Raw genomic sequence first — 12,466 nt, 5'->3', positions numbered from 1 at the left:
TTTGACATTTTTTTGATTTTTATTTGGTGATTTGTAAATTATTCATAAATTTGAACTCGCAATTGTTATTTAGAATAATTAAAAACAAATATAGAAATTTAATTCACACACCAAATATTTTTTTAATGAATTCGCCAGAAATTTTAGATAACGACAGTATTACTGAGGTAAAACTGCTCCCCACAATCGTTGAGATCACCTCTCAGGAAAGAAGAATGATACAAGATGCAGCGGTGCATCTTGAGAGAAAATACGGCAGCTATGAAAACAGGGAGTTTATTACCCATGTTCACCAGCTGGCTTCTTATTTCTTACCAGAAAGAATCTTACATATAGCCGCTGATTTCGCCAGCGACTTTTCAAAAGATCAGTACGGAGCCATCGCATTCAGAGGGCTGATGGATATAGATCAGGAAAGTATCGGGACTACCCCGGCCAACTGGCAGTCTGCGGATTATTCAAAATTCAATATCTACGGATTTGCCTGCGCGTTGATGCATGGTGCGCTTCCATCGAAGCCGGTACAGTACTATTCTCAACGTAAAGGCGGTGGATTAATGCATGCAATCATCCCTGATGAAAAAATGCGTGAAACCCAGACCGGATCAGGATCCTCAACGGATCTTTATGTCCATACGGAAGATGCCTTTCTGAAACATCAGGCTGATTTTCTGAGCTTTATGTACATCAGGAATGAAGAGCAGGTACCTTCTACCCTGTATTCTATCCGTTCCCATGAATCTATCGGGGAGAAATTCAGACCTCTCTTTGAAAGGATGTACAAGATCCCGAAAGATGCCAACCTTGAAACAGGAACCGATGAAGAAGAAGTGCTGGACGCCATTTTGTACGGGAATTATGAACTACCTTTCATGAGATTTGATGCAGCGGAACAGTTATTCAATCCAAGCATTAAACAAAGTGATGATGCGCACCACCATCTGAATGAATTCTGGGAAGAGGCAAGAGACCTGATCTATTCAGGATTTACACCCCAGGCCGGAGATGTTATATTGGTCAATAATCATTTATGTGCCCATGGAAGATCAGCTTTTCGTGCCGGAGTGAGGAATATTGACGGGATAGAATACCAATGCCAGAGAAGAATTATGCTCCGTATGATGAGTAAAGTAAGTTTAATGGACATGAGAGCCCACACGCTTACCGAAGACCCGTTCTTTGTGATTGAAGAACATTTGGGTAAAAACTTTGAAAATATTTAATTATTCATACGTTATTAACCAATCATAAAAAATCCTTTTAAGCACTGGTCTTAAAAGGATTTTTTATTAAACTGTTTTAAACCATTAAGGCTATTGAAGGTTTTAAGGTTATTAAGGTAAGCTTCGCTTATTGAGTAACAAATTTTTTCTTATTTTAAACTTCATTTTCTTAATCTCCTTATTATTCTTTATGTTTCAAAAAATGAGCAGAAAATTATTTTTTTAATTACTTCAGGATTTTCTTCATCATCAGGTCAGTCTGTTCATCATCTCCCAACCTGAAGGTATGGTTTCCGAATACTTCAAAGCCGTTTTTCTCATAAAATCTGATAGCCCTTGGGTTCTTTTCCCAGACCCCAAGCCAGAGGTATTTTTTGTGAAGACTTTTTGCTGTTTCCAAAGCCTGATCATACAGCAGCTGCCCTACTTTCTGACCGTGGTGGCTTTTTTTACATAAATCCTTTCTATTTCCAAAGCAGTTTCATCCTGAAGCTCCGTCTGGGCAGATCCAGAATTTAATTTAAGATAGCCTACAGGGATGTCTTCTTCCCATGCGATATAGAAATGGGAATCCGGATTATTCAATTCTGATTTTACTTTTTCCGTACTGAAGCTTTTTTCGAGATAATTTTTCATGGCTTCCTCCGAATTGCTTTCTGCAAAGGTTTCGTAAAAAGTCTGCCTGCCAGTGTTCTGAATGGTTTCAAGATCGTTCATTCCAGCCTTAGATATCGTTATTGATGACATAATGAGTATTTATTGTTCTAATTTATTAATAAGATTTTTTATCTGGGGTATGCTCAGTTCTGTTTTTGTTCCTGTTTTTAAAATATTTTTCAAAATTTTAAGATGGGCTGTCTTTAATGCATCTTCGGCTTTCACTTCCTGATCAGGGGTTACCCCGATATGCTCCCAGTTTTTATGGCTTCTGGCAGAAGTAATTTTCCCTGCCGGAACGAGCAGTAAATACTGATTTTGAATGATGAAATGATCTACAGGATTAGCGGCTCCTTCGGTTTTTTCGCCTATCACTTCGGCTAATTGATGTTCCTTTAAGAAGTAAGCGACTGCCTCCCCTGCGGAAAAAGTTCTTTTACTGGTAAGGATATAAATATTTTTATGAAGATATTTCTGTCCGGAAACTTTAGGTTGTGTTATATTTTGTATCGTCTGATCCGTATGTCTTAAGTAAGTAGTGTAAAGATTTGTTTTTTTGTCAAAAAAGTAACTGCAGAATAGCATAAGCATTCCATTATCTCCGCCTCCGTTTTCTCTAAGGTCAATGATCAGGGAATGGGTATTGGCTACAAAATCCATTGCAGAGGCCAGCGTTTTTGCGCTGGATTCAGGGGAAGCAAAACCTCTGAAATCTATATAACCAATATTGCCCTGCAGCCGTTGAACACTTTCAAAACCAAAATTTTCAAGACTGTTGTGAAAATTATCCTGTTTTTCTCTTTCTTTTTCATCGATTGGTTTTTCGGGACTGTAGTTTTCAAGGTATTTAACAAAGAAATGTTTATCTTTTATGTCAGTCCGCAGCTTTTGGGTGAGCAGTGCTGCAAAATCTTTTTTACTCAGATCATTAAAAGTTCCTTTTCCGGATTCACTCTGAAATAAAGAATCCACTTTTTTGTAGGCATCTTTATCGATGTAATATTGCTTTACTTTTTCTGTGATGTCAGAAAGTACCGCTGTATTTTCGTTTCTCTGTGCGTAAGAGAATAAGGAGTGTAAAAATAAAACTCCGGCTATTATTTTTTTCATTGAAACAGGCATTATATTTCAGCAAAAGTATCTCAATGAAAATCATATAAATTGTAAAAATGGAAACTCAGATAAATAACCAGATATTATTCTGCTGCGTATCTACATTTTCAAAGAATTTTCCCGGACTTATTTTTGTAAGTTCCTTAAAATCTTTAATAAGATGAGACTGGTCATAAAAAGGTTTTCATACGAAAGTTCCGTAAGATTTCTGGATTTTTTATTTGAAATCAAGGCTTTGCGGAATCTCTGGATTTTCCTGAATTCTGATGCGGGTTTACCCAGATACCGGTTTGAAATTTTATTCAGATATTGTCTTGTGATTCCGTTTTTTCCAGCAATTTCTTCGATACTAAGCTCAGTATCAAAATCAGCCAGAATGTTGTAAGCTAAGGTTAAATTCTTCTCTTGGAATTTTGAAAGCCAGTAATTTTCCAGCAATTCAATTTGCTGCTTCCTATCGCTTTCTTTTAAAACAGTAGTCATGATTTCAATAAAATTTGAAAGATGAAGATGTTCCTTTAAAGCTGAACTTTCATCTGCTTCAAAAAAATGATACATTCCCAAGGGTTTAAAGTATACAGTCACTTCGTTTACAGACTGCCGGTAACAAATTTCAGTAGGAACAGAGCATCTGGAAACAAAGTCGATCACCAGGTTCTCCGATAATGATCTGTGAATTTCCACCCAACCTTTATCCTGAGTAATGGATACATCCTGGCAAGCTGATACAATAAAATAATTGTCCGGAAAAGTAAGATATCTGACGGGCTGGTGATGGTCATCCTTGTCTACAAAATAGTATCCTTCAATATATTTTTGAAGAACAGGATGCAGGGGCTGATAAAAGGTAACCTTCATGGGAACTTCAATCTCAGATTTCAAACAGAAATTATCCTATGAAAATAATATCTTTTTAAACGCTTCAGATGCCAGATGTACCTGAACGGACCAATCGTCCGCAGCATCACTTCCCGCATCATCTGAAATATACTTCAGGCATAAAAACGGAATATTTTCCTTTTGGGCAATAAGAGCCAGCGGATAAGCCTCCATATCTACAATATTGTAATCCGTTTCGGAATGGTTCATTTCAAAGCTGTCGCCACTTCCACAGATTCCCTGTTCCAGGCCATTCATTTCAAGACCGTATTCCAAAACGGGAGGAATTCCGGACAACGGCGTTTCATAAAGGCTGAAGCCAAGTCCTCTTACATCCATATCGCGCTGGATAAACTTTGTGCAGCAGACTACTTTGCCTTTACTGAAGCTTTTACTTCCGGCAGACCCAAGGTTAATGATCAGTTTCGGCTTTCTGGTATGAATTTCTTTTGTCAGTTCTATGGCTGCATTCACTTTCCCGATTCCTGTTACCAGTTTATTTTTTCCCTCAAATGCTTTTCCTGCTTCTGAATCCAGAGCAAAGACAAACAGGGTTTCTGAAACAGGATATTCAGATTCGGCATTTATTTTTATCATGGAGCTTAATTATTTGAACAAAAATAAGCATTGAACGGATAAAATAAACCTCTTTCTAACTTTATTATCTGTTTTTAGAAAATTTATTCTGGCGTAAAGTGTTATGAAAAAGATTTATACTTTGCGTTAGGCAAAGAAGGTGCTGGGCCAGTGATTAAGCAGACTTATTATCCAGCAGCTTCATGAAAATCAATCTCTGATTGATTCTCTTTGCTTCTCTTAAATTATTTCATTCTAAAATAAAACTTTGCGTTAAATAAATATGATATTGATAATCAATATATTAATTCAATAAAAAGGTAACTTTTTTAATTTTTATTCACATATAGAATGAAAAAAACACCCCGGGTTGAGGTGTTTATTATACTGAATAATATTTTTATTTAAACACTAATGCCACTATTTTTTTTTCACAAATTACACGAATTTAACATCGTTCAATGATAATATTTATGAATCCTTGATAATATTTGCCATCAGCTCTTAACCTGTTTACTCTTTAACTCTCAGACTCCCAAACTAAATACTGCAGCCATCCGCATCACATGAAGCTCCTCCCTGGGAAAGATCCTTAAACGGACTTACTGTTTCTTTATAGGTCTGCTGTAAAGCATCTGCAAAAACTTCTGCCGGCTGTGCTCCGGATACTGCATACTTTCCGTTCAACACGAAGAAAGGAACGCTGGAAATACCATTATTTCTTGCTTCCTGGATATCCTGATTGATTTCATAATCAAACTGGTCTGAAACTAAGGCCTGCCTTGCTTCATCCTTATCAATTCCCAAATCATCAGCAAGCGAAATGAGTTCCTCAATGTCTCCAACGTTTTTCCCATCAGTAAAGTGCGCTTTAAAAAGAGCTTCTTCCATTTCATTCGCCTTACCATATTTCTTGGCTAGATGAAGTAATTTATGGGCATTAAAAGTATTGATAATCAAAGCTTTTTCAAAGTTGAAATCAATTCCCGCACCTTTTCCCATCTGGGCCACCTGACCGATCATCTGGGCAGCCTGCTCTGCCGGAAGCCCTTTTTCTCTTTAAAATATTCGATTGTATTCTGAGATTGAACCGGGTCCAGGGTTGGGTCTAGCTGGAAACTCTTCCACTCTACTTCCACTTCATTTTTAAACGGAAGCTTTTCAAGGGCCTGTTCAAAATTATTCTTTCCGATATAGCAAAACGGACACATAACATCAGACCATATTTCTATTTTCATTTTCTTATTTAAATTTTTGATGAAACTATTTAAAGATCAAAGGTACTGCATTTTATTAATGTAACAAAATTTGTTACATTATAATTTAAGAACTCTGAATAATGATTTTTTCTTTTGCTTCTTTTTTCTCCAGAAAACTTCTCAGGATTATCATAAGAAAAGCCAGAATACCGAAAACAAAACCTATCCACGGATTGTATGATGCTCCTTTGGAAACAATTATCCATCCTCCCAGTGTAGTTCCTAAAGTTACCCCTAAATTCCCGAAAGATGTTGCCAGACTGTTTGCAAACTCCAGTGAGCCCGGAGCTGAAGAAATCATATAGGTGGATGCATTCTGAAAGCTGGGAGAATACAGAAAACCCCAAATAGCAATGCTGATGATATTCATCGTCAGATTGTTTCCTGAAAAATATAGCAGGAAAGGCATGATGACGGTACCGGAAAGAAACAAGGCTGTTGTTTTCGAAACATTCCAGCTCAGCATTTTTCCGGCAATCCAGTTTGAAAATACCCCAATGATCCCGAACAGGAAAAGCATATAGCTTACCATGGTACTGTCCATTCCTTTTGCTTTATTCAGATAATCCGCAAAATAGCTATAGGTAGAGAACCATGCAGTAATCATGAAAAAATTCATGGCAGTACTGATGATAAAGTTAGGCTGGGTTAAGATTTTCAGCTGGCTTTTATAGGTTTTCTTTTCTGCTACAGGCATAGCCGGAAGCAAGAAATAAATAATGCTGAGAGCCACGGTACTTACTATCGCCTGAACAATGAAAGATGATTCCCAGATCCACACACTGGCCAGCCACGTGGCAAAAGGAACCGTGGTAACCATAGCCAGTGCAACCCCGATAAATACAATTCCCATTAATTGATTAGCCTGTTTCTTCTCTGAACCGGATATTGCAACAGATAAGGCCGTTGCAATATACACAGGCTGTAAAAATGCCGGAAGTATCCGGACCAGCATCAGAAGCCAGAACGGCGGCGACATGGCAGAAATAACAGCTGTAAACAGAAAAATAGAAATAGCGGCCAGCATTACCTTTCTTCTGTCAAACCCTGACATTAAAAGAGTCATAAAAGGCCCTGTTACAGCAATAATCAGTGCAAAAGCACTAAGGAGCCATCCTGCTTTGTCGATCCCTATCTGGTAATGTTCCGCTATCTGGGGTAGAATTCCTATGACTCCAAATTCAGTAGTAATGACAGCAATAAACCCCAGACAACCGATGTATGCATATTTTTTCATCTTTATTTTATAATGGTTTTGAAATGTTGATGGGCAAAATCTGCCATTTCATGCACAGCCTGGTCTACTTCATCCAGCACCTCTCCCATGTGCATGAAGCCATGAACCATATCTTTATAAAAAATTGTATGTGTAGGAATTCCTGCTTCTTTCATATGGGCGGCCAGTTTTTCTCCTTCATCTCTTAAGGGATCATGCTCTGCAATAAGAACAAGTGTAGGTGGTGTATTTCTGAAATCTTTTATCAGTATAGGAACAGCTAAGGGATCAGGATTGTCTCTGCCTTCGGGATAATACCATTTCCAGGCCTGGATTCCGCCTTCTTTGTTAAGAACAGGGCCTTTCTCGTAAGTTTCCCATGATTTTGTATTGAGCTGATGATCTGCGGCAGGGTAAATCAGTACCTGAAATTTCAGCAGCTCTCCTGTCTGGATAGAAACACCGGTTGCAAGCGCGCCTCCGGCACTGTCTCCGATAATACCAATCTGACGGGCATCAATTCCAAAAATTCTGCATGATCTGCTATCCATTTTACAGAGCCGATACAGTCATTTAAGCCTGCAGGAAAAGGGTGTTCGGGAGCCAGGCGATAATCTACAAAGATTACAACTGACCCGGTTTTATTGGCAAGTTTACGGGCTACAACATCGTGAGTTTCAAAACTACCGGCAATAAACCATCCTCCGTGGATATAGATGATTGCTGATGAATTTTGAACTTCCTTTCCTTTTGGACGGTAAATCCGGACCGGAACCTGATGACTTTCCAGAGGAATATTCAGCTCTTCGATCATAGCGACAGGTTCTTTTTTACCGCTAAGCTGAAATGACATAGTTTCAAGGTATTTCCGGGTATCTTCTAATGGATTTTGGGCATTGAACGAATGTATTTTTTCTAAATGATTTAAAATCTGATTGATAGGTTCTGTTAACTGCATTACTCTTTATTTTTGTTTGAATACTTTTTTAGGAATGTTGAGCGCTCTTATTCCGGAACTGATGTTTATTTTCAGTTTCTGAGTACAAAATTAATTTTCAAACCTTACATTTGCACCGTATACAGCTAATTGTATGGTACTAACAAATTTGTAAGCTATGGGAAAAATAAAGGAAAATTCAACGAATAACATCAATAAAAAGTACATACAGGAATGTGATCTGTCTTATGCTGTATGCAAGATCGGAGGAAGATGGAAACTTTTGATTTTAAACAGGTTAAAGGACGGAAAGTTGCGTTTCAGCGAAGTACGGGACAGGATTAGCGGAATTACCGAAAGAATGCTCACTCTTCAGCTTCGTGAACTGGAAAAAGAAGGGCTGGTAAAAAGGACAGTACATGCGGAAGTTCCGCCAAGAGTAGATTATGAGCTTACGGAAATTGCCAGAGAACTGATCCCGATCTGGGAAGACCTTGAAAAATGGGGAACCAAGCACAGGGACTTAGTTCAGGGCAAAAGCTGAAATTAAGGCTGGGATGTGTTTACTTTATTGCTGAATACAATATGAGCTACAATGGCAAGCAATCCGAAAGAGGTTCCTACAAAGCAAACTCCTCCCCACTGTGCATATTGCCAGGCAAGAGATGCCAGCCATGTTCCCAGCGATCCGCCAATGAAATAGGAAACCATGTAAACTGTATTCAAACGGTTTACAGCATTGGATTTAATCAGGAAATAATTAGTCTGGTTCATAATATGGCTGGACTGTACGCCAAGATCAACCAAAATAACTCCAATGATCAGTCCCCAGTAAGTTTCACCGGCAAAATAGGTAAAAGCCCAGCTTCCCACAACAATGCACAACGAGTACAATATAATCCTGTTGATATCCAGATATTTCTGAAGTTTCCCTACTTTGGCAGCCGCCAATGCCCCTACAGCCCCGGCCAGTCCAAAGCTTCCTACCACTGATGATCCTGCATTAAACGGCGGCTTCTCCATATGAAAAACCAATGTTGTAAACAAGGCACACATCGACCCAAAAGCCATAGCTCCACGGAAAGAGGCCAGCTGCAATATAGGCTGTGTTTTTGCTAAGTGGGCAACAGACTGCATTAATTCCTTATAGGTTCCTTTAAAATTGGGTTGCATTTCGGGAAGCATTTTGTACACCGCTATCCAAACAATGACCATCAGGCCTGCTGCAATACCGAACATCGCTCTCCAACCCCACACATCACCTACTATTCCACCTATAAATCTGGATAAAAGGATCCCTAATAATAATCCTGACATCACCGTTCCGATATTGGAAGACTTTTCTTTGTCAGAAGACAATTCAGCGGCAATGGGTATAAATAACTGAGGAATTACAGAAGTTACCCCGATCAGTAAACTCGCAGCATACAGCATCCATAACTGAGTAGCGAAAGTCATCCACAATAATGAGCCAAAAACCAAAAACAGATCGATCAGAATTAATTTCTTACGCAAAAATTTATCTCCCAAAGGAACAATCAGTAATAACCCTAAGGCATATCCTATTTGTGTAAGCACCGAAATTTTGCCTGCTGCGCTTTCAGAAATATGAAGATCGTCAGAAATAAGGGCGAGTAAAGGCTGGTTATAATAATTATTGGCTACCACCAGGCCCGAAATAACAGCCATAAGCCAGATCACTGTTCTTGAAATACCGTTCGTATTGCTCGTCTGCATAGTTGGAATAAAAATTTAACTTCAAATCTAAGATAGAATTAAATGATTAGGACGTATCCTGAATCGGTAATCAAGAATGATCCCATGGATATTCTATCACCTATCATTTTGAAGAATTGCAAAGATAAGGAATTTAAAAAGAGGCCGTCTATTGCAAACGGCCTCTTTCAATCAACTATGGCATTTAATCTAAAAAAATAAATTCATGAAACAAGGGGAAGGAAATTTTTTCGTCAGTAATAGGCTTACAGAAGGTTAGCCTTGTGTTTTATGCTTACTTTAACGGAAAATAGCCGTTAATATTTTGCAATTCTATTATTTTATTCAAATTGTTTAGATTCTTTTGTTCTAAATCCCTTTATCTGAACGGATTTTAAACAGGAAGTCATTTTTTTTAGCAAATTTGTATAAAGACACATTCACACTAATTCCATGGATTCTAAACAACAGCTTTTACAGCAGTCAATTGAGGCAAAAGAGACTTTTCTGCCCCATATTTCAGCGGACCCGGTTATTTTTGGATTTGAACATAATGAGCTTAAAGTTCTGCTTCTGAAAACCAATTACAGAAAAATATGGCTTCTTCCCGGGGGCTATGTAGGTAAAGATGAGGATCTGGACGATGCTGTGAAGAGAATACTTAAGGAAAGATCGGGGATTACAGATATTTACCTCGAAGAATTTGGAGTATTTGGCAAGAAAAACAGAAGTGAATTTTATTTTGAGGATTTCGATGAGACGCTTTTCCAGAAACAGCGCTTCATTACTGTAGGATATTACGCCTTATACAGACCGTCCCTGTTCCGCCTGATCCCGGATGAATTCAGTGAGACCTGCGAGTGGGTTTTTGTAAGCAAGCTGCCGGAGATAGAATTCGGGATGGATCATTATGAGATTATTCAAAAGGCTTTGCTTACACTTAGAGAGAAAATTTCTACAAAACCTATCGGGAAAAACCTTCTGCCTGAAAAGTTTACCCTTCCCGAACTGCAAAAATTATATGAAGCTGTTTTGGGAAAAGAGCTGAACCGTGGGAATTTTTACAGGAAAATTAAAAACCTGGGAATTCTGAAAAAGCTTGACGAACAGAGACGTGGCGGTGCCCACAAAGCTCCCGACCTCTACTCTTTTGACGAGGAAAATTATGCCAAAGCTATGGAAAACGGTCTGAACAGCTGGTAAATTATTGTTTTTTCCAATGTATTTTATTGAAAAAAGGTTTTTACATTTTAGAAATATTAGGGAAATTTGCAGGATGAAAATTATTCCGCTTAAAGAAGGCAATTTTTCTGCCAGCAAAACGAAAGATTTCACTTTACTTACTGATGAAAATTTTGATACTGTTAAAGGGATTAAAATGTCTGTACAGCCATTCCTGATCGTTACAGAACAAGATTATATTCTTATTGATGCCGGTATCGGATGGAAAAATACTGAGGGGAAAACTGTGATTCTGGAATTACTGGAAAAAGAAAATATCAAGCCTGAGCAGATCACCAAGCTTCTCCTTTCTCATCTTCATAAAGACCATATTGACGGAAGTATCCGGGAGACTTCCAATGGTTTTGCACCCACATTTCCCAATGCAGCAATTTATATTCAAGAACGGGAATTGGCTTTTGCTATGGAAAACAAAGGAAATCCTTCTTTTGATTTTAATACACTGGAAAAACTGATCACCCTGCCGAATATTGTATGGATGAATGATGATCGGGGAAACATCAGTGAAGAGATCTCTTTTGAAGTTGCAGGCGGACATACTCCTTTCATGCAGGTATTCTGGATCAGAGAAAACGGGGAAACTGTTTTTTACGGAGCAGATGATCTTCCTCAGGAATCTTATCTGAAATATCACCTTGCGTATAAAAGTGATTTTGACGGAAGAAAAGCAATGGAATTAAGACTGAAATGGCAAAAAGAAGCTGCCGAAGAAAAATGGAAAATACTGCTTTATCATGATCTGGATAAAGCAGTGATCCAAATATAAACTGATACAAAAATTTAAAGGTCATTAAACCATTTGTAAATATCCAGGTCGGAAGGAATATTAAGCTTCTTCCGGATTCTGTTTTTCCTATTCTGAATGGCTTTTGGAGTTACAAAAGTGTAAGTCGCGATTTCCTTGGTGGTAAAGTTGAGTTTCAGGTAAATGCAAAAAATCAGTTCAGAATTTTTGAGTCCGGGATATACCTTAGCTATTTTATCAAAAAAATCAGGGTAAACTAATCTGAATTTATTCAGCAGGCGTGGCGAATTTTCCTTAGCTAATGCTATAATTTCGTCCTGCATTACATTTTTTGGTTTAAATCTTCTAAATTAGATTGTGGTTTTTCGTTTTTCATAATATTTTCTCATCTCTACTTATTTCTGGTACATTACAAAGTTGGGCACCAGTACAAATTCTTCTTCAATAGCTAAATGAATAGCTGCTTTATATGAAGGTTTCAGGTCGCATACATCAATTTCATATTTATCTGTGAATATCTTAAAGGCTTCAATCCTTAAAAACTTTCACCGGCTGTGATTCTTTCAGTGATTTTTAAACAAAACAAAGAAAGAAAAAATGATTAAAATTTTACAGAATTAAAATACCACATATGTACCACGCCATCCTATACCAATGTATCTACGCTATTTATACTATGCTTTGAAATTAATTCTTCATTGAATCTATTCTTAAGCAAATGTAGCAGATGTTGATTTCGCTTTTTATGATCTCAATCAATGTTTTTGAAGATTTTGGGAAGTATTTCAGGATTTTAAAATTAGAGATATCCAGGTTTCCGATATAAAAAGAAATTGCAAATGGATGAAATTATTAAAATCAGGGATTAAAGACAGAGTAAGCATACCCGTCACATGAAGACGG

Annotated in this window: 12 protein-coding genes and 2 pseudogenes; 4 read left to right on the top strand and 10 right to left on the bottom strand. The window is 37.8% G+C overall.

The features are described 5' to 3' along the window. The first annotated feature begins 125 nt into the window (after positions 1-125). The gene (locus tag N4G44_RS09725; protein ID WP_474926355.1) at positions 126-1,223 is read left to right on the top strand and encodes a TauD/TfdA family dioxygenase; all 1,098 of its coding nucleotides are present in this window, start codon (positions 126-128) and stop codon (positions 1,221-1,223) included. 226 nt (positions 1,224-1,449) lie between these two features. On the opposite strand, the pseudogene N4G44_RS09720 reads toward N4G44_RS09725, so the two are convergent. From N4G44_RS09720 to N4G44_RS09685, 8 genes and pseudogenes are all read right to left on the bottom strand, one after another. Then, positions 1,450-1,970, bottom strand: a pseudogene (locus N4G44_RS09720) (GNAT family N-acetyltransferase). 9 nt (positions 1,971-1,979) lie between these two features. Continuing rightward, the gene (locus N4G44_RS09715; protein ID WP_474926354.1) at positions 1,980-2,990 is read right to left on the bottom strand and encodes a S41 family peptidase; all 1,011 of its coding nucleotides are present in this window, start codon (positions 2,988-2,990) and stop codon (positions 1,980-1,982) included. 129 nt (positions 2,991-3,119) lie between these two features. Beyond that, on the bottom strand, positions 3,120-3,875 hold the full coding sequence (locus N4G44_RS09710) for a helix-turn-helix domain-containing protein (protein ID WP_474926353.1): 756 nt from the start codon (positions 3,873-3,875) through the stop codon (positions 3,120-3,122). 12 nt (positions 3,876-3,887) lie between these two features. Beyond that, on the bottom strand, positions 3,888-4,469 hold the full coding sequence (locus N4G44_RS09705) for a 5'-methylthioadenosine/S-adenosylhomocysteine nucleosidase family protein (RefSeq protein WP_474926351.1): 582 nt from the start codon (positions 4,467-4,469) through the stop codon (positions 3,888-3,890). A gap of 519 nt (positions 4,470-4,988) precedes the next feature. Then, on the bottom strand, positions 4,989-5,471 hold the full coding sequence (locus N4G44_RS09700; RefSeq protein WP_474926350.1) for a DsbA family oxidoreductase: 483 nt from the start codon (positions 5,469-5,471) through the stop codon (positions 4,989-4,991). Next, complete coding sequence (locus N4G44_RS09695; RefSeq protein WP_474926346.1) at positions 5,468-5,686, bottom strand: DsbA family protein; 219 nt, start codon at positions 5,684-5,686, stop codon at positions 5,468-5,470. Before N4G44_RS09695 ends, N4G44_RS09700 begins: the two co-directional genes overlap by 4 nt. Before the next feature lie 85 nt (positions 5,687-5,771). Further along, positions 5,772-6,944, bottom strand: a complete 1,173-nt coding sequence (locus tag N4G44_RS09690) for an MFS transporter (protein ID WP_474926343.1) — start codon at positions 6,942-6,944, stop codon at positions 5,772-5,774. A 5-nt stretch (positions 6,945-6,949) separates the two neighbouring features. After that, positions 6,950-7,651 (bottom strand): annotated as a pseudogene (locus N4G44_RS09685) (alpha/beta hydrolase fold domain-containing protein); the annotation flags it as partial. Between the two features lie 387 nt (positions 7,652-8,038). On the opposite strand from N4G44_RS09685, the gene N4G44_RS09680 reads away from it, so the two are divergent. Beyond that, entirely contained in the window at positions 8,039-8,404 is a 366-nt protein-coding gene (locus tag N4G44_RS09680) for a winged helix-turn-helix transcriptional regulator (RefSeq protein ID WP_474926342.1), read from the top strand. A gap of 2 nt (positions 8,405-8,406) precedes the next feature. Here N4G44_RS09680 and N4G44_RS09675 read toward each other — a convergent pair whose 3' ends face one another. Continuing rightward, positions 8,407-9,597, bottom strand: a complete 1,191-nt coding sequence (locus N4G44_RS09675) for an MFS transporter (RefSeq protein ID WP_474926340.1) — start codon at positions 9,595-9,597, stop codon at positions 8,407-8,409. Positions 9,598-10,029: 432 nt separating this feature from the next. On the opposite strand from N4G44_RS09675, the gene N4G44_RS09670 reads away from it, so the two are divergent. Together N4G44_RS09670 and N4G44_RS09665 are read left to right on the top strand one after the other, a co-directional pair. Beyond that, positions 10,030-10,779 carry an NUDIX hydrolase gene (locus N4G44_RS09670; protein ID WP_474926337.1) on the top strand — a complete coding sequence of 250 codons (750 nt, stop codon included), beginning with the start codon at positions 10,030-10,032 and terminating at the stop codon, positions 10,777-10,779. 73 nt (positions 10,780-10,852) lie between these two features. Beyond that, the gene (locus N4G44_RS09665; protein ID WP_474926335.1) at positions 10,853-11,584 is read left to right on the top strand and encodes an MBL fold metallo-hydrolase; all 732 of its coding nucleotides are present in this window, start codon (positions 10,853-10,855) and stop codon (positions 11,582-11,584) included. A 14-nt stretch (positions 11,585-11,598) separates the two neighbouring features. On the opposite strand, the gene N4G44_RS09660 is transcribed toward N4G44_RS09665, so the two are convergent. Beyond that, positions 11,599-11,886: a helix-turn-helix transcriptional regulator gene (locus tag N4G44_RS09660; protein ID WP_474926332.1), complete on the bottom strand. Its 288-nt coding sequence runs from the start codon at positions 11,884-11,886 to the stop codon at positions 11,599-11,601. Positions 11,887-12,466: the final 580 nt, after the last annotated feature.

Source organism: Chryseobacterium sp. GTID13 (assembly GCF_056172655.1).
This window is presented reverse-complemented; position numbering and strand designations above follow the sequence as displayed.